25 protein-coding genes are annotated in these 25,297 nt (G+C 50.6%); 23 read left to right on the plus strand and 2 right to left on the minus strand.

The genetic code is table 11. The features are described 5' to 3' along the window. The first annotated feature begins 6 nt into the window (after positions 1-6). The 7 genes from VF724_RS17170 to VF724_RS17200 are packed head-to-tail and all read left to right on the plus strand — an operon-like array spanning position 7 to position 3,655. Positions 7-1,203 (plus strand): phage major capsid protein, encoded by a 1,197-nt coding sequence (locus tag VF724_RS17170; RefSeq protein ID WP_371755467.1) that lies wholly within the window; start codon positions 7-9, stop codon positions 1,201-1,203. A gap of 14 nt (positions 1,204-1,217) precedes the next feature. Further along, positions 1,218-1,538, plus strand: coding sequence for a head-tail connector protein (locus VF724_RS17175; RefSeq protein ID WP_371755468.1), 321 nt, complete (start codon positions 1,218-1,220; stop codon positions 1,536-1,538). 3 nt (positions 1,539-1,541) lie between these two features. Next, positions 1,542-1,877, plus strand: a complete 336-nt coding sequence (locus VF724_RS17180; protein ID WP_371755469.1) for a head-tail adaptor protein — start codon at positions 1,542-1,544, stop codon at positions 1,875-1,877. 17 nt (positions 1,878-1,894) lie between these two features. Further along, positions 1,895-2,326: an HK97 gp10 family phage protein gene (locus VF724_RS17185; RefSeq protein WP_371755470.1), complete on the plus strand. Its 432-nt coding sequence runs from the start codon at positions 1,895-1,897 to the stop codon at positions 2,324-2,326. Continuing rightward, complete coding sequence (locus VF724_RS17190; protein WP_371755471.1) at positions 2,323-2,667, plus strand: hypothetical protein; 345 nt, start codon at positions 2,323-2,325, stop codon at positions 2,665-2,667. The genes VF724_RS17185 and VF724_RS17190 overlap by 4 nt, the downstream gene beginning before the upstream one ends. A 5-nt stretch (positions 2,668-2,672) precedes the next feature. Continuing rightward, positions 2,673-3,272, plus strand: coding sequence for a major tail protein (locus VF724_RS17195; protein WP_371755472.1), 600 nt, complete (start codon positions 2,673-2,675; stop codon positions 3,270-3,272). Next, positions 3,269-3,655 carry a hypothetical protein gene (locus VF724_RS17200; RefSeq protein ID WP_442788074.1) on the plus strand — a complete coding sequence of 129 codons (387 nt, stop codon included), beginning with the start codon at positions 3,269-3,271 and terminating at the stop codon, positions 3,653-3,655. The genes VF724_RS17195 and VF724_RS17200 overlap by 4 nt, the downstream gene beginning before the upstream one ends. A 236-nt stretch (positions 3,656-3,891) precedes the next feature. Here VF724_RS17200 and VF724_RS17205 read toward each other — a convergent pair whose 3' ends face one another. Both VF724_RS17205 and VF724_RS17210 read right to left on the minus strand, forming a co-directional pair. Next, positions 3,892-4,296: a putative toxin-antitoxin system toxin component, PIN family gene (locus VF724_RS17205; RefSeq protein ID WP_371755473.1), complete on the minus strand. Its 405-nt coding sequence runs from the start codon at positions 4,294-4,296 to the stop codon at positions 3,892-3,894. Continuing rightward, positions 4,293-4,565 (minus strand): AbrB/MazE/SpoVT family DNA-binding domain-containing protein, encoded by a 273-nt coding sequence (locus tag VF724_RS17210; protein WP_371755474.1) that lies wholly within the window; start codon positions 4,563-4,565, stop codon positions 4,293-4,295. Before VF724_RS17210 ends, VF724_RS17205 begins: the two co-directional genes overlap by 4 nt. 133 nt (positions 4,566-4,698) lie before the next feature. Between VF724_RS17210 and VF724_RS17215 the strand changes: the two genes are divergently transcribed. The 16 genes from VF724_RS17215 (at position 4,699) to VF724_RS17290 (ending at position 25,194) form a co-directional block, all read left to right on the plus strand. Next, a complete protein-coding gene (locus tag VF724_RS17215) occupies positions 4,699-6,987 on the plus strand; it encodes a phage tail protein (RefSeq protein ID WP_371755475.1) in 2,289 nt (762 codons plus the stop codon). An 11-nt stretch (positions 6,988-6,998) separates the two neighbouring features. Further along, on the plus strand, positions 6,999-7,772 hold the full coding sequence (locus VF724_RS17220) for a distal tail protein Dit (RefSeq protein WP_371755476.1): 774 nt from the start codon (positions 6,999-7,001) through the stop codon (positions 7,770-7,772). A 37-nt stretch (positions 7,773-7,809) separates the two neighbouring features. After that, positions 7,810-10,332, plus strand: a complete 2,523-nt coding sequence (locus VF724_RS17225) for a phage tail spike protein (protein WP_371755477.1) — start codon at positions 7,810-7,812, stop codon at positions 10,330-10,332. A gap of 111 nt (positions 10,333-10,443) precedes the next feature. Continuing rightward, complete coding sequence (locus VF724_RS17230; protein WP_371755478.1) at positions 10,444-10,638, plus strand: hypothetical protein; 195 nt, start codon at positions 10,444-10,446, stop codon at positions 10,636-10,638. A 9-nt stretch (positions 10,639-10,647) separates the two neighbouring features. Then, positions 10,648-11,223: a hypothetical protein gene (locus VF724_RS17235; RefSeq protein WP_371755479.1), complete on the plus strand. Its 576-nt coding sequence runs from the start codon at positions 10,648-10,650 to the stop codon at positions 11,221-11,223. Then, positions 11,220-13,688, plus strand: coding sequence for a glycosyl hydrolase family 18 protein (locus tag VF724_RS17240; protein ID WP_371755480.1), 2,469 nt, complete (start codon positions 11,220-11,222; stop codon positions 13,686-13,688). The genes VF724_RS17235 and VF724_RS17240 overlap by 4 nt, the downstream gene beginning before the upstream one ends. A gap of 88 nt (positions 13,689-13,776) precedes the next feature. Continuing rightward, positions 13,777-14,193 (plus strand): phage holin family protein, encoded by a 417-nt coding sequence (locus VF724_RS17245; RefSeq protein ID WP_371755481.1) that lies wholly within the window; start codon positions 13,777-13,779, stop codon positions 14,191-14,193. Continuing rightward, positions 14,190-14,912, plus strand: a complete 723-nt coding sequence (locus VF724_RS17250; protein WP_371755482.1) for an N-acetylmuramoyl-L-alanine amidase — start codon at positions 14,190-14,192, stop codon at positions 14,910-14,912. The genes VF724_RS17245 and VF724_RS17250 overlap by 4 nt, the downstream gene beginning before the upstream one ends. A gap of 86 nt (positions 14,913-14,998) precedes the next feature. Continuing rightward, positions 14,999-15,232, plus strand: coding sequence for an SHOCT domain-containing protein (locus tag VF724_RS17255; RefSeq protein WP_371755483.1), 234 nt, complete (start codon positions 14,999-15,001; stop codon positions 15,230-15,232). A 60-nt stretch (positions 15,233-15,292) separates the two neighbouring features. Further along, positions 15,293-16,864 carry a recombinase family protein gene (locus VF724_RS17260; RefSeq protein ID WP_371755484.1) on the plus strand — a complete coding sequence of 524 codons (1,572 nt, stop codon included), beginning with the start codon at positions 15,293-15,295 and terminating at the stop codon, positions 16,862-16,864. After that, entirely contained in the window at positions 16,865-17,698 is an 834-nt protein-coding gene (locus tag VF724_RS17265) for a recombinase family protein (protein ID WP_371755485.1), read from the plus strand. Further along, on the plus strand, positions 17,646-19,223 hold the full coding sequence (locus VF724_RS17270; RefSeq protein ID WP_371755486.1) for a recombinase family protein: 1,578 nt from the start codon (positions 17,646-17,648) through the stop codon (positions 19,221-19,223). Before VF724_RS17265 ends, VF724_RS17270 begins: the two co-directional genes overlap by 53 nt. A gap of 387 nt (positions 19,224-19,610) precedes the next feature. Next, positions 19,611-21,908: a site-specific DNA-methyltransferase gene (locus tag VF724_RS17275; RefSeq protein ID WP_371755487.1), complete on the plus strand. Its 2,298-nt coding sequence runs from the start codon at positions 19,611-19,613 to the stop codon at positions 21,906-21,908. A 2-nt stretch (positions 21,909-21,910) separates the two neighbouring features. Beyond that, positions 21,911-24,412, plus strand: coding sequence for a DEAD/DEAH box helicase (locus VF724_RS17280; protein ID WP_371755488.1), 2,502 nt, complete (start codon positions 21,911-21,913; stop codon positions 24,410-24,412). 23 nt (positions 24,413-24,435) lie between these two features. Further along, positions 24,436-24,771, plus strand: a complete 336-nt coding sequence (locus VF724_RS17285) for a hypothetical protein (RefSeq protein WP_371755489.1) — start codon at positions 24,436-24,438, stop codon at positions 24,769-24,771. A gap of 12 nt (positions 24,772-24,783) precedes the next feature. After that, entirely contained in the window at positions 24,784-25,194 is a 411-nt protein-coding gene (locus tag VF724_RS17290) for a hypothetical protein (RefSeq protein ID WP_371755490.1), read from the plus strand. Positions 25,195-25,297 lie beyond the last annotated feature (103 nt).

A 25,297-nucleotide genomic window follows, 5' to 3' on the forward strand; every position in this document is an offset into this window, starting at 1 on the left:
TTGATTATGAGCAAAATACTGGAACTGCGTGAAAAACGGGCAAAAGTATGGGAAGCTGCTAAGGCTTTCCTTGATAGCAAACGCGGAAGCGACGGGCTGCTTTCGCCGGAGGACACCGCAACTTATGAGAAAATGGAAGCCGATGTTATTGCGCTGGGCAAGGAAATCGAACGGCTGGAGCGCCAGGCCGCCATTGACATGGAACTGTCAAAGCCGGTCAGCAATCCCATCACCAACAAACCCGCTCCTCAAAGCGAAACCAAAACCGGCAGGGCAACTGACGAGTATAGGAACGCGTTTTGGAAGGCCATGCGCAACAAGCTCAGTTTTGACGTACAGAACGCCTTGCAGGTGGGAACTGAAAGCGAAGGCGGGTATCTTGTGCCCGACGAATTTGAGCGCACTCTTGTGGAGGCACTGGAAGAGGAGGATATCTTCCGCCAGATTGCCAACGTCATTACAACCTCCAGCGGAGACAGAAAAATTCCGGTGGTGGCAAGCAAGGGCACAGCATCCTGGGTGGACGAAGAAGGCCAGATTCCGGAAAGCGACGACTCCTTCGCTCAGATCTCCATCGGAGCCTACAAGCTGGCGACCATGATCAAGGTGTCCGAGGAACTCTTAAATGACAGCGTATTCAATCTGGAGCAGTATATCGCCAGGGAATTCGCCCGCCGCATCGGGGCAAAAGAGGAGGAAGCTTTCTTTGTCGGCGACGGTTCCGGCAAACCTACAGGAATTTTAGCCAATAACGGAGGAGGCGAGGTGGGAGTAACCGCCGCAAGCGCGACTGCCATTACCCTTGACGAGATTATGGACTTGTTCTACAGCCTTAAGTCTCCCTACCGCAGGAACGCCGTATTTATCATGAACGACTCCACCGTCAAGGCCATTCGAAAGCTTAAGGACAATAACGGCCAGTATCTCTGGCAGCCTTCCGTTACAGCCGGAACGCCGGATACCATCCTCAACCGCCCGGTCAGGACGTCGGCCTATATGCCTGCCATTGCCGCCGGAGCCAAGACCATTGTGTTCGGCGATTTTTCCTACTATTGGGTAGCCGACCGCCAGGGCAGGGTCTTCAAGCGGCTCAACGAGCTGTATGCCGCTACCGGGCAGGTAGGCTTCATGGCAACCCAGCGCGTTGACGGCAAGCTTGTGTTGGCCGAAGCAGTCAAGATACTGCAGCAGAAAGCCTCGTAACGGGAGGTGCGGGCATGGGCGTGATTGACAGCCTGCTTCCGAAGGTCAAGGCAAATCTTGTTCTGGAGCATAACGAGGATGACGACTTGCTGAAAGGGTACATCCGCGCCGCCGTTTCCTATGCCGAGAGCTACCAGCACGTATCCGAGGGTTGGTATTCGGATAACTCCATGCCGCCCACCACCGAACAGGCTGTCATTATGCTGTCGAGCCATTTCTACGAAAGCAGGGATGGCTCGACGGCTGGTTTTTTCGGGGATAGCGTACAGGCGGGACAGCAGGTATGGAATACGGTGAATATGCTGCTGCGGCTTGACCGGAATTGGAGGGTGTGAGGGATGAGCTTTGGGAAAATGAACACATTTGTTGACATCATCTCCCCCAAGCCGGTTAAGGACAGCGAGGGTTTTGCTGAAAAAGGGGACGTCATTCTTGCTTCGGTAAGGGCGTACAAGGAAGACAGGCATGGCAGCGAAAAATGGGCAAACAGGGCGGCGTTCTCACAGGCGTCAGCCCTGTTCCGTTTCCGCAAGATCCCGAACCTTGAAATCACCACCGATCTCGTGCTCGTATGCAGCGACGGCAGGTACAACATTATCAGCGTTGAGGATGTAAAGGGGCGCGGAATGTATATTGAGGCGCTTGCTGAGAAAGTGAAATCAAGCGGTACGTAACTGGAGGTGGCTGCGACGTGGCTAAGGTTGATGTAAAAATGCCGGAGGAGTTTTTGCTCCGGCTTTCCAGGCTTGGAGAAAAGACAGACGAAATTATACCCAAGGTATTGGAGGCGGGCGGAGAAGTGGTGCTTTCCAAAGTGAAGTCCAACCTGCAGTCGGTTATCGGAAGCGGCACTAAATACCCGTCCAGATCAACCGGTGAGCTGGCAAGCGCATTGGGCCTCTCCCCTGCCAAGCAGGACAGGGACGGAAACCACAATATAAAAATCGGCTTTACTGAACCAAGGAAAGATGGGGAAAGCAATGCGAAGATCGCTAATATTATTGAATACGGCAAATCCGGACAGCCAGCGAAGCCGTTTTTAAAACCGGCAAAATCAGCGTCAAGGAAGCCCTGCATCGAGGCGATGAAAGCAAGGCTTGAAGAGGAGATGGGGCGGATATGAGCATATTGTCAGAGATCAATTCCATAGTGGAGACACTGGGCGTCCCCGTTGAAACCGGCGTATTCAGCGGAGTGCCGCCGGATGAGTACATCGTGATCACGCCTCTGGCGGATACCTTTGAAGTCTTTGCCGACAACCGGCCTCAGGCTGAAACCCAGGAGGTACGGTTGTCTTTATTTATAAAGGGAAACTACACTGCCCGTAAAAACGAGATAGTGAACACATTGCTCCAAGCGGGTTTTACCATTACCGACAGACGGTATATAGGCCATGAGGATGATACCGGCTATCACCACTATGCTATTGATGTGGCAAAAGAATACGAAATAGAGGAGGAATGAGATACATGGCCACAATCGGACTGGACAGGTTATATTACGCTAAAATAACCGAGAATCAAAACGGGGAAGAAACCTATGACACGCCTGTTCCGCTGGCTAAGGCGATTACGGCGGAGCTTTCGGTGGAGCTGGCCGAAGCGACGCTTTATGCCGACGACGGAGCGGCGGAAGTGGTCAAGGAATTTCAAAGCGGCACCCTGACTCTTGGCGTTGCGGACATCGGCGCAGCCGCAGCCGAGGTTTTGACGGGAGCCACCCTTGACGACAACAAGGTGCTGATTTCCGCCAGCGAGGATGGAGGCGCTCCGGTGGCAATCGGCTTTAGGGCAAAAAAAGCCAACGGCAAGTACAGGTACTTCTGGCTGTACAGGGTAAAATTCGGTATCCCGGCAACAAATCTGCAAACAAAAGGCGACAGCATTACCTTTTCGACGCCCACCATTGAAGGGACAGTCATGAGCCGTAACAAACCAGATGGCCAAGGAAAGCACCCTTGGAAGGCAGAGGTCAGCGAAGACGATCCCGGCGTATTGCCCGCCACTATTACCGGCTGGTATACGGAAGTTTATGAACCAGTATTTGCTGTGGGAGGAGGCGGCGAATGATGCAGGATAATGACAGAAGCGCGATTATCAAAATCGGCGATGAAGAATATCAGCTTATACTAACCACTAAAGCGACAAAGGAGATTGCAAAAAGGTACGGCGGTCTTGAAAACCTCGGCACGAAACTGATGAAAACCGAGAACTTCGAAATGGCTCTTGACGAAGTGGTATGGCTGATTACGCTGCTGGCTAACCAGAGCATCCTTATACACAATCTCAAACATCAGGATAAGCGTGAACTCCTTACTGAAGAGACAGTGGAACTTCTCACATCTCCTTTGGAACTGGCAGCATATAAAGACGCTATCATGGAAGCGATGTTTAAAGGCACTAAAAGAAATATTGAAAGTGTGGATGACCCAAAAAACACACCGGCCGGGTGAGCGATGAGGAATTGTTTACCCGGCTTATATATTACGGCACTGTCCAGCTAAACCGCACCGAGGAGGAAGTATGGCTCATGCCCATCGGGCACCTGCTGGATTTGTGGGAGTGCCACAAGCAGTTTTTGGGGCTAGCCAAACCGAAGCGGATGCTGACCATTGATGATGTAATACCTTATGAGATATAGGCAGCAAAAAGCAGGGGGTTTAATCTATCCCTGCTTTACATGCTGCAGTTATTCCATTAGCAGAAATTCTGCCGCTGTCATAATCTTTGGGTTTGTTACACCGGATTCAAGGAAATCCCTGTCCCCTGTTACGAGCACGTCGGCTTTTGCCGCAATAGCCGCCCTGAGTATTGGCCTGTCGGATGCGTCCCTTACAAGCGCCTCATCCGACACGTCAACGGCAGGAGTCGGAACAACTTCAAGAACGGTAAGCGCAAGCGCCAAAAAGCGTTCGAGCGCTTGTATTTTGTGAGGAAATTTCCTGTTGTACACTCTGCGAAACTCATCAATGTTTTGGTCGCAAACCATCCCGTGGTTGGGGTGTGTAACGGCTTTAACGTACGCCTGGTAAGGCGTTCCTTCGCTGCTTAAAGAAGCGGAGATAAGGATGTTGGTGTCAATCAACACTCTCATAGTCCTTCAATCTCCGCACGGACGTCCTTTACCAGATCCATGACGTCTTCATCGCTGCGGATCCCGGTTTTTTCCGCTTCGCCCTCCATTTCTTTCTGCAGCATTTTCATGGCGTAGACAGCGGAATTCATAAGGATAACCCTGTCTTCCTCGCAGATGAGGGTAACACGGTCTCCGGTGGAAAGGCGAAGTTTGGAGCGGATATCTTTCGGCAGCGTGATCTGGCCTTTAGCCATTACCTTTGCATTATCAACTATGGGAACGCTCATGCTAAGTCCTCCTTCATTTGGATTCGAAAAGCAGGGCAATCCCTACTTTCCCTACTATTAGTATATGCCAAACTGCGTTGAAATACAATAGCCTTTTATTGTTTATAAATTTTACACGAAAGGAGGCGGTTTTGTGGCAGACGATTTTGGCCTGAAGATCGGCATTGAAGGAGAGCGCGAGTTTAAAAACGCCATCCGAGAAATCAACCAAAGCTTCAAGGTGTTGGGCAGCGAGATGAACCTTGTCGCATCCCAGTTTGATAAGCAGGATAAGTCTGTTGAAGCCGTTGCTGCGCGAAACAAGGTGCTAAGCAAGGAAATCGACGCGCAGAAAGAAAAAATCGCCACCTTGGAGAAAGCGCTTGCCAACGCCGCCTCCTCTTTCGGGGAGACCGACAAGCGGACGCAAAGCTGGCAGATACAGCTCAACAACGCCAAAGCCGAGCTGAACAAGATGGAGCGCGAGCTGGAGGCAAACAACAAAGCACTGGATGCTGCGGAAAAAGAGTTTAACGAAGCGGAAAAACAGGCGGACGAATTCGGCGATGAGATCAAAAAAACTGCGGATCAGGCGGATGATGCAGGCGGGCGCTTTGAGAAACTGGGCGGCGTTTTGAAAGGGATCGGCGTGGCCATGGGCGCGGCTATGGCCGCCATCGGCACGGCGGCGGTCGGCGCTGGCAAAGCACTGGTGGATATGTCGGTAAATTCGGCGGCCTATGCCGATGAAATCCTTACCGCTTCGACCGTAACCGGCATGTCTACCGACAGCCTGCAGGCGTATAAATACGCCGCGGAGCTTGTTGATGTGTCCTTGGATACATTAACCGGCAGCATGGCAAGGAACGTCAGATCCATGTCTTCAGCGAGGAAAGGCACCGGCGAGATCGCGGACGCTTACCGGCGGCTCGGTATTTCGGTAACTGACGCAAACGGCAATCTGCGCGACAGCGAAACGGTATACTGGGAAACCATAGACGCACTTGGCAAGGTATCAAACGAAACCGAGCGCGACGCGCTGGCCATGCAGATTTTCGGAAAATCCGCGCAGGAACTCAATCCCCTGATCGCACAGGGTTCGGCAGGCATTGCGGAGCTGACCGAGGAAGCAAAACGCATGGGCGCGGTCATGAGCGAGGATTCGCTGAACGCTCTCGGGAAATTCGACGACAGCATCCAGCGGCTCAAGGCGGGCGGCGAGGCGGCCAAGAACATGCTGGGCACAGTGCTGCTTCCCCAGCTTCAGATATTGGCCGACGACGGCGTTGCGCTTCTTGGGGAATTTACTCGTGGATTATCTGAAGCAAATGGCGACTGGACAAAGATAAGCGAAGTCATCGGCAATACGGTGGGAAGCCTTGTGGGCATGCTGATGGAAAACCTGCCCAGTCTCATCCAGGTGGGGCTGGATATCGTTACTTCCATCGGCGGTGCGATAGTGGACAACCTTCCGGTTATTATTGACGCGGCGGTGCGGATTGTCATGACCCTATTGCAGGCGTTGATTGACGCCCTGCCGCAGATCACCCAGGGAGCCTTGCAGCTTGTCATGGCGCTCGTGCAGGGGATTATTGACAACCTTCCCGCTTTGGTGGAAGCTGCAGTGCAAATGATTGCGACGCTGGCGTCCGGCATCGGGGATGCGCTTCCGGAGCTGATCCCGGCTGTCGTGGAAGCCATTCTCCTCATTTCCGGGATGCTTCTTGGTAATATGGATAAAATCCTTGACGCGGCGTTTCAGATCATACAGGGATTGGCGCAGGGGCTTTTAAACGCCCTGCCAAAGCTTATTGAGGCCCTGCCGGGGATTATTGCGTCAATCATTGATTTCGTGACAAGCAACCTTCCGAAGATCGTAGAACTTGGAATTACACTTGTCGTCCAGCTGGCTGTGGGCCTGATCAAAGCTATTCCGGAGCTGGTCAAGGCGCTTCCGCAGATTGTTGCGGCCATCCTTGAAGGCTTGGGCAAGGCGGCCTCTTCGGTAGTCGAGATCGGCAGGAACATTGTCAGGGGCATCTGGGAAGGCATCAAGAGCCTCGGAAGCTGGCTGTGGGATAAGGTCAGCAGTTTCTTCTCCGGAATTGTGGACGGAGTGAAAAATTTCCTTGGCATCCGCTCACCGTCCACCGTTTTTGAAGGCATCGGCGGCAATATGGCGCTGGGCCTCGGCGAGGGCTTTAACAAGGCCATGGCAAGAGTGGCGGACGACATGCAAAATGCGGTGCCGACGGACTTTAATATTTCGCCTGACATCAGCGCAAGCGGACGCGGCGGATCCGCCGCTTCAGCTTCCGGCCCGCTGGTCGTTGTTCAGCAGATGATCGTGCGCAGCGAGGACGATATCCGCAGGATTTCGCAGGAACTGTACAACCTGATGCAGACCGGCTCAAGGGCGCAGGGCCACTTCAGCACAGCATAAGGAGTGATCATATGGGGTTTATCTATAACGGCATTTCATCACAAAGCATGAAAATCCGGGCAAGGCTTGCCGGATGGCAGGTGTTCACTGCCCTGCGAAACTCCTTTGAAACCGTGCCGGGCAAAGCGGGCGTGGCCGATTTCGGGTGCGACATCTCCGAGCGAACCATAACCATAAGCTGCAGTGTGCTTCCCCGGCGCAGTTTTGCCGAGCTGGTATCGGTTCTGGATAACGCAGCCGAATGGCTGAATCCGGCAAAGGGCCTCAGGCAGCTTGTCCTCGACGACGTGCCCGACAGGTATTTCATGGCGCGGCTTTCGGAGGCTGTGGACTGCGAGCGGCTGCTTCGGACTGCGGGAAGCTTCGAGCTTCGTTTTGTCTCCCCCGACCCGTATGCTTACGCGCTGGAGGATGAGGTGTTCGTTCTTTCCGGAACGGGAACGCATGTGGCGGAGAGGCTTTCGGGAAACGCCGATTCCGAGCCGGTTTATTTCTTGAAGGGCATGATCTCCACATCCTCCTCAAGCTATATATCCCTCATAACCAACGGCGAGGAACTGCGGATCGTCGGCCCGCTGGCGGCGAATGAAACGCTTGTCATTGATTCCAGCATGGTAACCGCCAAGGTGACGGATGCTGCCGGAAACGCCCTGAGAAACGGCCTGCCGTGCCTGCAGGAGCTGAACTTTCCGATCCTCAGGAAGGGCGTGAACAATATAGAGATTAACGCCGTGAACGCGGCGTTCACGGAACTGAAAATACAGGCGAAAAGCCGCTGGAGGTGACCGGCGGCAATTCGCGCGCTGAACGGAGGTGGCTTTAGTGGCGATAAAATCAGTATTAACATCCCAAACCGACTTTACCGGCGAATTTCCGGTGACGGAACGGACATCCGCGCTGTGGCGCTTCAACGAAAGCGCGCCGGACGGCAATCTGCGGCTTCTGGATTCGTCAGGGCACGGCAGGCATTTTACCGTCCCCGGCTGGTCGGGCACTTCGGCGAGTCTGATTGCCGGAAGATTCGGGCGATACTTCCGGCAAAACATCGTCAACCCGACTTCTGAAAAGACCCACCTTATAGCTGCCAACGACGGGAGCTTTTTCAGCAATCTGGGAGAAAAGATCGCAGTGGGCGGATGGATCAACCCCACCACCTATTCGGTAGGGCAGACATACTGCCCTATCTTCAACACCAGGCAAGGCCCGGGCCAGCCGATCTTCTATGTATCCCTCTATCAGGGCAGGCCGCGCATGATGCTGTATAATTCCGCCGGTTCATTGATTCTTGACCAGAGCGAAACGCCGGGCTTCTCCATGGTCAACGGCGGCTGGTATTTCATCGCGGCCGTCATTGAGGTGACGGCCAAGACCTCGCAGTTTATCCTCTGCGACCGGAACAGCGGCGCTGTTTGGATTGCACCCAAACGAACCTTTACCGGCACGCTCAACCCGTCCTGCACGGCGAATATTGTCATGGGCATGCACACCGACACCTATTATTTCGCCGGAGGCTTTGACGACTGGTTTCTGGAGACCGATTCGCGGCTGACCATCGACGACCTGGCGCAGCATTTTAAGAATGCGCTGCTGGCCAACGGCGCTGACAGCGCCGCAAGCGTGGACGCCCTGACGGAGCCGGGCGCGGTTATGCTGAAAGCGTCAAACGGCGTTTATCCAGCAAGCGGCGTGCTGTATACCAAGGCGGTTCCCTGCGCGTTGTCCGGCATCGGGCGTGTGGCGGTGACAAGCGAATACACGGCGGGTGTAACGTCAGTTTCACTGATAGAAACCAGCACGTCCGACGACCTTGCGGAATGGTCGGCATGGCAGGCGGTTGGGACAAGCGGCGAGCTTCAGTCCCCAAACCGGCAATACATCCGCTTCCGGGTGACGCTGTCCACCGCCGACACGTCAAAAACGCCGAAACTGCTGGAAATCCAGCTTCACGACATACCCAAGCCGCCCTATGAAAAGCTCGGCTTTGCCCGCCCTGTGGTGCTGGACGAAAATGGCGCGTGGGAAGCCGTCCTTGAAAACGCCTTTGACGTCATCGTCACCGGCGAAGTCAACGGCGCGGATGCGCTGGAGTTCAAGCTCCCGTTCCATGACCCGAAAAGAAGCGCGCTGGAAAACGAAAAGCAGGTGCAGATCGCAAGCGACATCTACCGGATCCGCACTCTGACCGACAACAAAAGCGAGGACGGGCGCATCATTACGCAGGTTTACGCCGAGGCGGCGTTTTACGACCTGTCCTTCAGCGCGGAAAAGGAACCTGCGGACTTTAACGCAGATACCGCCGACGTGCCGATGAAATATGCGCTTCAGGGCACCGGCTGGTCGGTGGGAAATGTTACCGTAACAGCAAAGCGGACATGGCGGTGCGCCGAGAAAAATGCTCTGTCCATCCTTCGCATGGTGCAGAACATCTACGGCGGCGACCTTGTTTTTGACAGCGCAAACCGGCTGGTGCATTTGCTTGAATTCAGCGGCACAGACAGCGGGGCGCTGTTTTCGTATCGAAAAAACTTGAAAAGCATCCAGCGGGTGGTCGATACACGCGAATTAGTGACAAGGCTTTATGCCTATGGCAAGGACGGAATGACCTTCGCTTCCATCAACGGCGGCAAGGAGTATGTAGAAGATTACAGCTATTCCAGCGAGGTGCGAATATCGGCGCTTGACTGCTCGTCTTTCAGCAATCCGTATCAAATGCTGGAATATGCAAGGATGCGGCTTGCGGAATATTCGCGGCCCCGCGTTTCCTACGTGCTGTCGGCCATGGACTTGTCGGCGCTGACCGGCTATGAGCATGAAGCGTGGAAGCTGGGCGATATCGTAACGGTGGACGACAAGGAGCTGGGACTTTCCATCAGGACCCGCGTAGTGCGGAGGCAGTACAACCTTCAGGAGCCCTGGAAAACGGTGATCGAGCTTTCCACGAAACTAAGGGAATTAGGCGATTCTTCGGCGCAGTGGGACAAGGCGGCGGATGCGCTGTCTTCAACCGACCTGCTCGACCGCCAGGAGATCAAGGATATGGTGCCCTTCAACCACCTGCGCAACTCCCGGGCGGACGACGGCTTTGCCTACTGGGTCAATTCCGGATTTGAGGTCGATGCCGGAAACGGCGTTTCGGGGACGGCTTCCTTTAAAGCGGAGGGCGTTTTAGGCATGACAAAGAGTCTGTCTCAGACCGTATACCCGGCGACGCGCAAAAGTTATACCTTTTCGGCGCAGATCGCGTCTGAAAACCTCCAAAAGGGCGAAAACGGCCAGGTGGGCGTTGAAGTGGTTATTGAATACGAGGACGGCACAACGGAAACAAGGTTTATTGATTTGTACTGAGGAATAGCGGGGCCCCCGCAAAGCCTGCTTTGCGGGGAGAGGAAGAGCACCGTAATGAATGAGTTTTCACGCTTGCGTGGAAACGAATGATATGGAGGTTGTGACGACGACATGGCATATTTCAATCAGACTGCACACAGCTTTTCACCCCAAAGCGGCGGCAGGGTCAAATCCATCACCATCCGGCTGTGCGTCACCGACTGCACCGGCACAGTGTATTTTACAGACATATTATTGCAGAGCGGATCGGTGGCCACCGGCTGGGTCGGGCATGTGTGCGAGATACAATGGACGTTGGACGGGTAGGTGAGATGGATGCAGATTTCAAGGTTTGCGGAAACCATACAGATAAAAAGCGACAAGCATGTGGCTGGCGTAACTGTGACGCTTAAGCTTTCCGACTGCACAGGAACCATCTATTTTACCGACCTGCAGTTTCAGGGGGGAGACCGGCTGACGGGATACACCGTCCACACAAGCAAAATGCTGGCGAAATTCCGGGAAAACGGGGAGGCCGTTCCGCCCCGCCACTACAACGGCGTGGTGCGGACAGCGGAAACGGTTATTTTATTCAACCTGGGCAAAACATCCGCCGGTCTTGACTGCTATATCTACCCCATGCAGGATATGGCGGCAGGCAGCATTGAACTATCCCAAGGTGTGGGTGCGCATAAGGTAAAGTTTCTTGACCCAGTTAATGCAGGCGATGAGCTGGCGCTGCTGGCGTCTGCCCGCAGGTGCCTGAAAAACGGCAGTTCGGCCCGGAAGGATGGGTTTTATCAGTATACGGCGGCATGGGACAGCAAGCATACAGTCAAGCTGGAGGAGAGGAAATCGGCGCGGGCGCTCTTTGAGTTTCAGGAGATGCAGGAAGGCGGTGATCGGTTGTGAGGGATTATCTGAAAGGCAAGCGGTGCATGGTGTGGAGCTTTATGGGAAATGCCCGGATGTATCAGGCACTTTCGAATTATGGAGACCGATTTGATACGGTAGGTATTTTCACTTTTGAGGTTGACGCGACAGGCACAATCACCGAAACCGGCACCAGCATCAGCAGCATGCTTCCGTATATCCAGAAATGGCCTCACATTAAGTGGCTGCTCACAATTATGAATCATGGAATAGCCAATGTTTTTACTGCACTTCGCAATAACGAGAACGGGGCAAAGAATAAATTTCTCTCGGAGATCGTGCGGATCATGCAAAAGTATCCATGGTGCGCCGGGGTGGACATCGATCTGGAGCGCGGCGGCGGATATGAAAACAAGGATGCGGCAAATGCACTGTTCAGGGATATCTACCAGACTGTAAAAAACTTCAATCCTGCCAAGTTCGTCAACATCTGCCTGCCTGGGATGACCGGCGTGCAAGGCTCGGTGGGCGGTGAAAACTGGTGCGTTTATGCTGATCTTAACAACTATTGCGATACTGCCGCCATCATGAGCTATGGTATGGCATGGGCGGGCTCTGCTCCCGGACCCGTTTCTCCCCGGGACTGGCTTGAGGGCATCTACAATTATGCCGTTACCGCGATGTCGCCGGACAAGCTATTCATGGGACTTCCCGCCTACGGCTGGAACTGGCGGATCCATGACACGCCCGAAAACCTCGGGGTAACTTATCGCGGAGTGTCCAACACCTACTATGCGGCCAAATACTGGATGACCGGGGCATACAACTTTACCGATGACGCGCCGCCCCAGCCGTTTATCCCGATTGTCGCCTACTGGGACGACTACAACAAAGTGCCGTGGGCGCTGCCCCATGTGTACGACTACATGGAGGGCTGGGACGCCGTATCCTGGGAATACCCGCTGCAAAAGGGGGTGTACAACAGGCGGAGATATTTGACAGGCTACGGCAAGGAGCAGAAAACAGAGTTCGGGACCGTATATATTGACAGAAACGGCGTTCCGGACGAGTATGAGGGAAATGTCATTGTGGCGGAGGGTATGGCCGCGCTTGCCGATGCGGAGGCGTCGGCGGAGTACCGGTTTGAGATAACGGAAGCGGGATATTACGATGTCGCAGTACGGCTTTGCTTTCCCTATTGGGACAAAAACGCGATTGCGGTTTCACTGGACGGCAATGAGAAGACTTTCAGCGAAAGCCGCCTCTGGTGGCCGTACTGGAGAAGGCTTTGCTGGCTGACACTTGAAAAGGGTGTATTTCTTTCGGCAGGTACACATGCTGTCGGCATCAGCGGAGGCGTACCGGGAGTCCAGTTTTACGGATTTCGGGTATGCAGCAATTTTACAGAGTATCCTTTTGCGGGCGAGGCGGCATATATGCTGTCACCCCGGCAGTTTAAGGATGTAAACGGTGTTATGGCAGAGCCTGATCGAGGCTTTAAGCTGACCTTTGAAATGCTGCGGAGAAAACCCGACTCGGCCCTCGTATGGTACGAGGATTTCCGGGACAGGAACATACTGCCGGAAAGCTACTGGACTGTCCTTTCCGGGCAGTGGAGCGTGTGGCAGGATCCGGACAGCACAGAAAGCCGCCCTTATTCCCAGCTTGAGGGATATGGCGAGCTTGCATGGAAGTACGGCGGCTTTTCCGACGTCCATATCCGGGCAAGGCTGGCCTTTCCGCAAAACGGCGGCGGCCAGGCGGGAGTGTTCCTCGACGATATTTTCTGCTGTCTTAATTACGACACGCAGAGAGTGGAGCTTTATCAGGGCGCTTCCCTTCTTGGAAGTTATTCCACAAGTTTTTCTAAAACTTCGGACAGCGAGATCCGCACGAAACCTAATATGTACACCATCGAGATGCGAAAGCGCGGCAATACGGTAAGGGTCTATTCCGGCGCAGGCTCAACCCTGCGCTTTACGGCTGCTGTCAGCAATGCAAGCGGCTATGCGGGGATCCGCTCGGACAGTCGGATAGTATGTGAGCTTCTGCGTCTTGGTGACGCATGGGTTTATGAGCCGTATGAACGCTTTGATGTGGAACTTCCGGACGGCACGGTGGCAAGCTTCGGCAGGCTTGCCCGCACGGGCGTCACTTGGGACGAGGAGTTTCAGGTGTTTTCGGTCAACAGCGATGTAGAGGAAACAGCCACGAGAACGGAGGATATATCGCTGGATTATGATTTCTTTCACTCGCAGCTTTTGGAGCTTTCCTGCGGCAATGACTATAAAGTAAAGATTATACCGAAAGACATCAATATCTGGATATCCCGCCTGTTCCTTGGCGACGCGGACGGTTTTTCCATCCTGTATTATCAGGACGTGGACAGCCTTGTTTACTGGGCAAATGAAGCGGCTTACCGCTGGAAATTGCGAGGTATAGCCATCTGGTCGCTCGGGCAGGAGGATATGCGGCTCTGGGAGGCGCTCCCGAAACAAATATAGGTCAGGGGTATTTATATATTCAGCGCTTTGCTTTTAGGCAGGGCGCTTTTTTAATATGCAAATTTGATTGAAACGGAGGTTTAAGAAAATGAAAACGGTATGGAACTGGGTTCAGGCGGCGCTTGCCGCCATCGGCGGATTCCTCGGCTGGTTTCTCGGCGGGGCGGACGGCTTTCTCTATGCCCTCATTGCCTTTGTGGCCATTGACTATCTGACCGGCGTGATGTGCGCGATTGCGGATAGGAAGCTGTCCAGCGAAATCGGAGCAAAGGGCATCTTCAAGAAGGTGCTCATTTTTGTGCTGGTCGGCGTGGGGCACATCATCGACAGCCAGGTGCTCGTAAGCGGCGGCGCGGTGCGGACAGCAGTCATCTTCTTTTATTTGAGCAATGAGGGCATTTCCATTCTGGAAAACGCCGCGCATGTCGGGCTGCCGATTCCTGAGAAGCTTAAGGCGGTTTTGGAGCAGCTTCATGACCGCGGCGAAAAGGAGGAAGAAAAATGAACCTGCACAAACTTATCCTGACAAACAACGCCTGCTACAAAGCGGGCCGGACTATTATCCCCAAGGGCATTATGGTGCATTCCACCGGGGCAAACAACCCGTGGATCAAGCGCTATGTCGGCCCGGACGACGGCCTGCTCGGCAAAAACCCCTACAACAACCATTGGAACCAGGACAGGCCGGACGGGCGGGAGGTCTGCGTCCATGCCTTCATCGGGAAGCTTGCGGACGGCAGCATCGCCACCTACCAGACGCTTCCGTGGGATATGCGGGGCTGGCACTGCGGAGGCTCCGGCAACGACACCCACATTTCGTTCGAAATCTGCGAGGACGGGCTGACGGACAGCGCTTATTTCAACGCCGTCTACAGGGAAGCCGCGGAACTTTGCGCCTACCTTTGCAGGGAGTATGGGCTGACCGAAAAGGACGTCATTTGCCATTCGGAGGGCTATAAGCTTGGAATAGCAAGCAACCACGCGGACGTCATGCATTGGTTCCCGAGGTTCGGGAAGTCCATGGACGCGTTCCGCGCCGATGTAAAGAAGCTGCTTGACGCTGCTGGCAGCCACAAGACGTACATTGTAAAGAAAGGCGACTCCCTTTGGGGCATTGCGCAAAAGGAACTCGGCAGCGGGGCGCGGTATCCGGAGATTATGTCTTTAAACGGCCTGTCCTCGACGGCGATTTACCCCGGACAGGTTTTGAAGATACCGAAATAAGGCATCAATTACTGAATGAAAAATCAAAAGAACGGGGGCGGCGGTTTGTCCGCTCCCGCTTAGCTTAAACTCGGGAGGTGTTTGTTGTGGCGCATGCGGGAACGGTTTTTGTACATCCGGAGGGATTCGAGGATTACGTGAAAAGAGCGGAGCTTGCCATGCCGCCGGAGGAGCTGCAGGGGGAACTAGATTACTGGCGTTCCCGGAAAATCCTGCAGAAGATGCTTGACAAAGGTTTGATCACATCGGATGAATTCCACAAAATCGACGTATTAAACCGCAGATCTTTCTCACCAAAATTGGCACAGTTGATGGCGTAATTGCCTTGCTATTATTTACACGCAGAGGTATCATGTCCACCCCGGGAGGAGGTGAAAATGATGCGAAAGGTAACAAAAATAGATGCAAACGGGGATCGCATTATCTCAGCGAAGCTGAGGACTGCGGCATATTGCCGGGTCTCCACCGACAGCGGCGACCAGCTTTTAAGCCTTGAGGCGCAAAAACAGCATTATGAGAAGGTTATCAAAGACAATCCGAAGTGGGAGTTTGCGGGGCTATACTGCGACGAGGGCATTTCCGGAACCAAAAAGGAAAACCGCGAGGGGCTTTTATGGCTCTTGAGGGACTGCGAGAAGCATAAGATAGACTTTATCATTACCAAATCCATAAGCCGGTTTGCGCGCAATACCGCCGACTGCCTTGAGATCGTCCGCAGGCTTTCGGAGCTTGGCGTTTTCATCTATTTTGAAAAGGAGAACATTAACACGCGCTCCATGGACAGCGAGCTTTTTCTTTCGGTGCTCAGCAGCCTTGCGGAAAACGAGTCGGTTTCCATCTCGCAGAACAACAAATGGGGCATCAAGAGGAGGTTTCAAAACGGGACGTTCAAGCTTGCAAACCCGCCCTACGGATATATGTATCAAAACGGAATACTAGTTCCGCATCCAGAGCAGGCGGTGGTGGTGAAACGTATCTTTGCGGAGATTTTGGCAGGCAGAGGTACCAATGCCGTGGCTGAAGGACTTAACGCTGACGGCATCAAACCCGCCCGGGGCAAGAAATGGACGGCAGTCACTATTCGCGGAATACTGGAAAATGAGAAATATGTGGGCGACGTTCTTTTTCAAAAGACATATACCGACGATAATTTTATCCGTCATTATAACCATGGCGAAGAAGAAATGTATTATATACAAGATCATCATGAAGCCATCATAAGCCGGGAGGATTTTGAAGCGGCAAAGCGCATTTTGGAACAGCGCGGCCGCGAAAAAGGAATTGAAAAAGGCACAGGCAAATATCTGAACCGCTATGCTTTTTCCGGCAGGATTATCTGCGGCGAATGCGGCAGCGTATTCAAACGGCGGATCCATATGGCAAATAAGCCCGGGCAATACGTTGCATGGTGCTGCAGCAAGCACATTGCCAGCAAGACCAAGGATTGCTCCATGGTATATATCCGCGATGACCGCATCAAAGAGGCGTTCGTTTTGATGATGAACAAATTATACAGCAATCACAGCATTATTATAAAGCCGCTGGTTGAAGCTTTGAAGGAACAGGATGCAAGCGGTTCTTATGCAAAAATTAAAGAAATTGACGCAAAAATAGAGGAAAACGCGGAGCGGGCGCAGATACTGGTCAGTTTCCTGACGAAAGGGTATCTGGATCCCGTTCTTTTTAATAAGCAGAACAATGAACTTAAGGCAGAAACGGCAAGGCTCAGGGAACAGCGGGCAGCGCTGGCAGCGTCCTCTGCCGGAGGACGGTCTGCGCTTTCAGAAGCGGAAGCGCTGCTTAAATACCTGTTGAAAGAAGGCGGCATTATTGAGGAGTTTGATGAACTGCTCTTTGAGAGGTTTGTGGAAAGCATCACCGTTTTTTCGCAAACAGAAATTGGATTCCGAATGAAATGCGGCCTTGTCTTAAGGGAAAGGATTGAACGGTAAATGGCGCATATACCATATGGATATAAAATTAAAAACGGGTCTGCATCTCTTGACAAAAACAAAGCCGCGCAAGTCAAGACGCTTTTTGAAGAATATGCCGGAGGCTTGTCTTTGGAGGGCGCGGCAAATAAGGCGGGTATTCCCCGCAGGCATGCTTCAATTGGACTGATGCTTTCCGACGAGCGGTATCTTGGCGACGGATTTTATCCTGCCATTATCAGTGCGGAGCTATTTAACCGTGTTCAGGAAGAGCGCGCACGGCGCGCAGAGACGCTTGGGAGAAACCGGAATTACTTTGCTGATGACAAATCAAACATCTCGCCTTTTTGGGGCAGGATTTTCTGCGGCGAGTGCGGCAGCGAATACCGCCGCTACGCGGAAAACGGCAAGGAACGGTGGAGGTGCAGCAGGCGTATTGTCAAAGGGCGGCTGTGCTGCGCCAGTCCAATGATATCGGAACAGAGTCTTGAAGAAGCGTTCATGGAGGTTGTCTGCGCGCTGGATATGGAGGATGTTAAAGCAAGGCCGCCCAAAAAGAGGCTGGTTATTGAGAAGAAATATGATGATCCGCTTAAGCAGGCAGAATATGTCTACTCACTGGTTGAAGCAGATGATTTTGATTATATGACAGAAAAGCTGATAAACATTATGAAAAATGTGCCGGAGGATTTTGACGGAAAGTTTATGTCAAAGGTGGTTAAGAGAATTACGGTATTTCAGAGCGGGGCGGCGGTGTTTGAACTTATAAACGGCAAAATATATGGGAAGGAGCTGATCATAGTTGGCGGCAGCAAAAACCGTGTCGGTAATACCTGCAAAACCGAAGCAGAATAGAACTGCAGAGGCTAATGCCAGGCAAAAGCTGCGGGTAGCGGCCTACTGCAGGGTTTCCACTGACAATGAAGAGCAGGCGTCCAGTTATGAAGTGCAGATAGAGCATTATACCAGATACATCCAAAGCAATCCGGAGTGGGAACTGGCCGGAATTTTTGCGGATGAAGGCATTACCGGAACAAATACGAAGAAAAGGGCGGAATTTAACCGCATGATTGAGGAGTGCATGGCTGGCAGAATCGATATGGTGATAACCAAATCCATCAGCCGGTTTGCCCGGAATACCCTCGATTGCTTGAAATACATACGCCAGTTGAAGGACAAGGGCATACCGGTGTTTTTCGAGAAAGAAAACATCAACACCATGGACAGCAAAGGAGAAATTCTTTTAACAATAATGGCGAGCCTTGCGCAGCAGGAAAGCCAGTCGCTCAGCCAAAACGTCAGGATGGGCATTGCATTCCGGTTTCAAAACGGCGAGATACAGGTAAACCACAACCGGTTCTTAGGCTATACAAAGGATGAAAACAAACGGCTGGTTATTGTTCCCGAGGAAGCGGAAATCGTCAAACGCATTTATCGGGAGTTTCTTGAGGGGGCGAGCCTTCTGCAGATAGGCCGCGGCCTTGAAGCTGACGGCATTCTTACCGCTGCAGGCAAACCTAAATGGCGGCCGGAAACAATCCGAAAGATACTCAAAAACGAGAAGTATATCGGGGACGCCCTTTTGCAAAAGACTTATACAGTGGATTTCCTTTCTAAGAAACGGGTTATCAATAACGGCATCGTGCCGCAGTATTATGTAGAAAACAGCCACGAGCCGATTATTCCGCGGGCGCTTTTTATGCAGGCACAGGAAGAGCTGGCAAGACGGGCAAACCTTCGGAGCGGCGAGAAAGGCGGCAAGCGCGTTTACAGTTCCAAATATGCGCTGTCGAGTATTGTTTTTTGCGGAGAGTGCGGTGAAATTTACCGCAGGGTGCATTGGAACAACCGCGGTAAGAAGTCCATTGTATGGCGGTGCGCTGGCAGGCTGGAGGAAAAAGGTTCTGACTGCGGCTCGCCGACCGTTCCAGAAGAAGAACTGCAGAAAGCAGTGCTCAAAGCTATAAACAGCATAATTGCCGGGCGGGATGAGTTTATTGAAACTCTCCGCAGGAACATTGAAACGGCATTGGGCGGGGAGTTTGACGAAAGCACGGAAGATATAGATAAAAAGCTTGAAGAACTGCAGCATGAACTCTTACGGCTTGCCAGCACAAAAGCCGCCTATGACAGTGTGGCAAACGAAATCTACCGATTGCGGGAGCTGCGGCAGGAAACATTGGCCAGCAACGCCGAGCGGCAGAACAGGCGGCAGCGGATTGCGGAGATGACGGAGTTCCTTAATAGCCAGTCCAGCATCCTCTTCGAGTTTGACGACAAGCTGGTCAGAAGGATTGTCAACAGGGTGACGGTATATGACGACAGGCTGACGGTTGAGTTTAAGACGGGGACGGAAGTGACCGTGGAGATATATGGCTAATATATGAAAGCATAACGTCGGTCGAGGCTTAAAGGCTTTGGCCGGCGGTTTTTCGCTTTAATTGTAAATTTTTCTGCAGGCATATTGAAATTATTCGTTTCTTCGCATATAATGGAAGTTGGAATTTTCTGTTCTGTGAGGTATTCGCAATGGATTACTTAACGGCAAAGCAAGCCGCTGAAAAATGGAATATATCCCCGCGCAGAGTGCAGGTCTTATGCGAGCAGGGCCGAGTAAAAGGAGCTGTTCGCCTGGGCTGGGCCTGGGCTATACCGAAGGACGCGGAGAAACCGGAAGATGCCCGTAGGAAAAATAGAACGGATAATTAAATTTACGTGGATAGTAGTTTATTGAGATTATGTAATGATAAACAGTGGGGGATAAAAGATGGCGGCAATAAACGATTTAATAAAGCAAATTGAAGATAAAACACTTAGAGATAGATTGGCTCAAGAAGTTGAACGGATTAACAACAATAAAAAGTTTGGCCTTGTTTTTGAGGAACACTTACCTGAATGCACACCAATATACGGTGCGAGCATAAAAAAAGGGAGTATTGTTGCCAGAAAAGGCAAAAAAATAAACGACATCTACTTTGTTGCAAACATTGAAGATGGTCGTGCTACATGTATAAACAAAGCCAACGGTGAAAATACGGATATTCCCGTTGGCGAATTGGTTGTCATAGCTCAATTTGGCGAACCGATCTTCCCAACATTAATCCCGATGGACAAAGTAAAAAATGCAGACGACGATTCGCTTTGGCACACGTTAATTGAAGCGGACAATTACCATGCGCTCCAGTTGCTGGAATACCTCTATCCCAAGCAGGTAGATTGTATTTATATCGACCCGCCGTATAATACAGGAGCCCGCGACTGGAAGTATAATAACGATTATGTAGACAGCAGCGACAATTGGCGGCACAGCAAATGGCTTTCCATGATGCAAAGAAGATTAAAGATTGCAAAGCGATTGCTAAGAGATGATGGTGTACTTATCACTACAATTGATGATAATGAATATGCTCATTTGTGGATGCTTTTAAATGATGTTTTCCCGGAAAGAAAGCACATCCCAGTCTCAATTCAGCATAATCCCGGTGGAACACAGGGTGATAAATTTTCTGTCACACATGAATATGCAATATACTCCATCACGGAAAGCAGTACTATTTTCAGGAAAAAACATACAGGTGGAGATGTGTATAATCTGCGCAGATGGGGCAGCACGTCTGGGCGCTATGAAGGGGCAACCTGTTTTTATCCAATCTTATTGGATAAAAACCATAATATTATTGGTTTTGGTGAGGTTGCAGAAGATGATTTTCACCCATCAGGACAAACTGTTTACCGCGAAGATGGAGTTATCGAGGTCTGGCCTATTGATAGAAACAACATTGAAAAGAAATGGCGTTATAGCCGTGATACCGTAGAATCTGTCCGCGAAAGAATGTTTGTTGAACAAAACGGCGATAGATTAGAAATCATTTTAAGGCGTGAAAGCGAACCTCCAAAAACAATTTGGACAGACCCTTTATATAACGCCGAAGCTCACGGAACAAATATGATAAAAACAATTATCGGAGGCGGGTTCTCCTACCCCAAATCCTTATATGCGGTAAAAGACGCTATAGGGTTTGCTGTTTGGGGCAAAAAGAATGCCTTGATTCTTGATTTCTTTGCCGGAAGCGGCACCACCTTGCATGCAGTCAATCTGCTGAATTATGAGGATAACGGCAGGCGTAGATGCATCATGGTTACAAACAATGAAGTTTCCGAAGACGTTACAAAAGAATTGATTAAGAAGGGCTTTTTTAACGGTGACAAGGAGTGGGAAAAAGAGGGAATATGCCAGGCTATTACATGGCCAAGAACAAAAAACTCAATTTTGGGTATAAACAGTGCTGGTTTAAAGCTTGAAGGTGATTATTTCACGGCTATACAAGTAAGTAAAGAAAAAGAGCGCAAGTTTTTACAGCTTAGTTTTACTGACTTAAACTCGTTAAACTCAGCTAAGAACAAGAAACAACTGGTTTCACTGCTTGGGAAGGACAAATTGCCGCAATCTTTAGTCAAAGCTGATTCTAAATACATAGTTTCAGACAAACACCCTGCTTCTATCCTTTTCGATGATTCGGCTTACGAGGAATGGCTGTCCGCATTGGAAGACCAGGATCACATTTCAGAGTTTTATATTGTGACACGGAATAACGCACTGTTCAATGAAATAAAAGAAAGAATCGAACAATTGCTTGGAAACATTATCGTGCTTGAAGATGTTAAAAAGCCGATGAGCGAGGGTTTTAAAGCAAACGTTGAGTATTTTAAGCTTGGTTTCTTGGATAAAAACAGCGTGGCGCTCGGGCAGCAGTTTTGGGAGATCCTGCCAATGCTTTGGCTGAAAGCCGGTGCCGTGGGAGAACGTCCGGAGCTGGAACAGGACGCGGAATTGCCGGCAATGCTCATCCCTGCTTCTAGCAACTTTGCTGTCCTTATTGACGAAACGCATTTTGCGGAATTTGTTAAGCAAATTTCTGCAAGAAAAAATATATCTCATGTATTTATCGTCACAAATTCTGAAGAAGCATTTAGGGAGATGGCCTCCCAATTTGACGTGGAGAATATTACCCAGCTTTACAGGGATTATATCGATAATTTCGTTATTAACGGCAGGAGGATTTGATTATGCGAGATACGCTTTTCCCTTTCCAGGAAGACGCCCTGGAAGAATTAAAATCGAAAATAGCCAAAGCACACTTACTATTGGATGACGGCGATCCTCAGGTGATTTCGTTTTCTGCGCCGACCGGCTCAGGCAAGACAATCGTCATGACTTCCCTGTTTGAAGATATTTTCTTTGGCTCCGCCGACTTTGAAAGCCAGCCTGACGCTGTAATCATATGGCTGTCCGATATGCCAGAATTGAATGAACAGACGCGCCTTAAAATCGAGAGCAAGTCTGACAAAATCAGAGTGAGGCAGCTCATCACGATTGATTCGAATTACGATGCGAAATACTTTGAAGGCGGAAATATCTATTTCTTGAATACGCAAAAGCTCGGCAGCGATAAATTGCTGACACAGAAGTCTGACGCCCGCCAATATACCATTTGGGAGACGCTGACCAATACGGCTAAGGCCAGCCCCAAGAGCTTCTACGTTGTTATTGACGAGGCCCATAGGGGAATGTACTCAAGTCCCCGGGCTGAAAACACGGCACAATCCATCATGCAGAAATTTTTATTAGGCAGCCCAGAAGACGGGCTTTGCCAAATGCCGCTGGTTATTGGCATCACTGCTACGCCGCAGCGCTTCCAAAAGCTTTTGGCGGACACATCCTCCACAGTACATAAAGTTATTGTTAAACCCGAAGATGTCCGTGAATCTGGCCTCCTCAAAGACCGGGTCATCATCCATTATCCGGATATCGCAATCAATGCTGATATGACCATGTTTAAAGGCGCAATAGAAAACTGGCTGCAAAAGAGAGAGCATTGGAAAAATTACTGCGAGCAGGAGAATGAAAAGCTCGTTAAACCAATTTTAGTAGTCCAGGTTGAGGATGGAAACGACAGCACATACACCAGAACCGATATGCAGGCTTGCTTGACAATGCTTGAGGAAACGCTGGGGAGAAAACTGATTGATGGCGAAGTCGTTCATACCTTCAATGACCAGAATACCATCAATCTTTGCGGGATCAACATCCCGCGTGTGGAGGCCTCCCGCATAGAAGAAAACGAAGAAATTAATGTGGTTTTCTTCAAGATGAACCTGTCAACAGGATGGGACTGCCCCCGCGCCGAAGTGATGATGTCCTTCCGGAGCGCTCAGGATTACACATATATTGCCCAGCTTTTAGGCAGAATGGTGAGGACGCCGCTGGCAAGAAGGATACAATCGGATGCGGAGCTCAACAATGTCAGCCTGTTCCTGCCCTATTACGATGAGGAAACGGTTTCATCTGTTATCGAAGCCCTAAACAAAAGCGAAGATATTGTACCGGCCGAAACGGGTACTTCAAAAGAGCTTGTTTCCTTAAAGCGAAATTCCGATTTCGCAGATGTATTTTCTTCGATGAATAATCTGATTACATATAAGATAGATGCCGCAAGAAAGCAGCAGCCGTTAAAACGCCTGTCAGCATTGTCGCGCGCTCTTACACAGGATGCAATTGCTCTTGACGCGCAGCGCAACGTTCAAAATGCCATTGTTGAAAAAATGAATGAGGAAATTGCTCGGCTCAAAGCAGATGGAGCCTTTGACGAAAAGGCAAAAGCAATAACCGGATTTGACATGAAAGCTTTGGCCTTTGACTTTGGCGAAAACACCTATGTTATGGAATCAGCGAACAAGTATATTGTTACGGAATTTGACATCAACAACTTGTTTAACCGCGCCGGGAAAATCCTTGGCGATGGGCTTCATATGGCTTATTGGATAAAGCACAGTGCCAGAGACCATGTAGAGGTTAAAGTTGAAGTAATAGTCATGGTGAATGATGTTGAAGCTATGAAAAGGCTCAATGAATTTGCCGAAAATGAATTTGATAATCTATATGAAGCAAATAAGAGAGCCATTTCCCAGCTTAAGGAAGCCCGCAGAAGCGTATATGACAAGCTTCTGTTCTCATCTGAAAAACCTGTTGCTGTTCCTTGGCAGCTCCCCAATGTTATAGATTTTTCATTGTCGGCAGATGCAGCCACTTACGAAAAGCACCTGTTTGTTGATGACAACGGCCGGTTTAAAATAAGCTTAAACACTTGGGAACGCGAGGTATTGTCTGAAGAATTGGCCCGAGGGGCTGTTGCCTGGTTAAGAAATCTTGACCGAAAATCATGGTCCCTTGAAGTCCCTTATGAAAAAGCTGGTGTAGTAGCTCCTATGTATCCTGACCTAATTGTAGTTAGAAAAGACGAGCATGGATATATTTTTGATATTCTTGAACCGCATGATCCCAGCCGGAGCGATAACTGCGAAAAAGCAAAAGGATTGGCAAAATTCGCAGAAAGCCACTGGGCGTTATTCGGGAGGATACAGCTTATAAGAAAAATGAGAGGCCCAGACGGGTTGGATCATTACTACAGGCTTGATATGTCCAAAGCTTCCACAAGAAACAAAGTGCGTGCTATAGCGGACAACCATGCTTTAGATGAATTATTCAAGATCGATGCTGTTTTACAATAATCTTTTGCGTGGGAGATGATAGCTTGATTGACCGACGCGCCGTTTATGCTGTGAAATTCCCAAATGAAGAAGACTTTCAGAATCTAGTCATGGATGTGCACATTCATAAAGGATACTTACGTTTCTTGTCGCCGCCCGACAGGGGGCACGAAATTGAAGGCAAGCTCGGCACGGAGACCGAAGACGGTTTTACTTGGATTTCCGGCCGTACCTTTGCCGGAGAATGGCATTTTAAGATATGTACAATTGATGACTTCCGGGATAAATATTACAAATTCGTTTGTGATGGCACAGCGATAGCGAAAATTATACAAACCACTGAGGATTTGCATGAGTGGTACCGGAAGAATTTTATGTAAAGAGGACTGAATATGAGTCGCATCACATCAATTACAATAACGAATACCTCCTGTGGCTTGTGCAGCACTGAGGAAATCCTGCGCCATATCACAACTGTTTATCGGACAGGAAAAATTAAGCACAGCTTATATAATGGACTCTCTGCAACCGCAGTTAAGGAGTATGGATACAATGTAGATAAACAGCAATGCGAGGCGTTCTTTATATTTCTGTCCGAAGAAGTAAAAATTGATGGATGGATGAACGATTACAGTGTCCCTGTCTGCGATGGCTGGTCTTGGAGTATGCTGGTTCGTTACTCCGACCATTCGGTAAAAAAGATATGCGGAACCGTTGAGCCGCCACCCAATGGTGAAACAATAGAAAAAACAATCCGTAAGCTGGTTCGCTTCAAGAAAAAAGCATGGTTGTTTAGTGGATAATATGCTATATAGTTTAAGTTGATTATTCGCTTATTGCCGGCATTTGCCAATGCACAACAGATGCGATTATATTATCATAATATCAGTACCCAATAAAGGAGAT

Source organism: Ferviditalea candida (assembly GCF_035282765.1).
GTDB lineage: Bacteria > Bacillota > Bacilli > Paenibacillales > KCTC-25726 > Ferviditalea > Ferviditalea candida.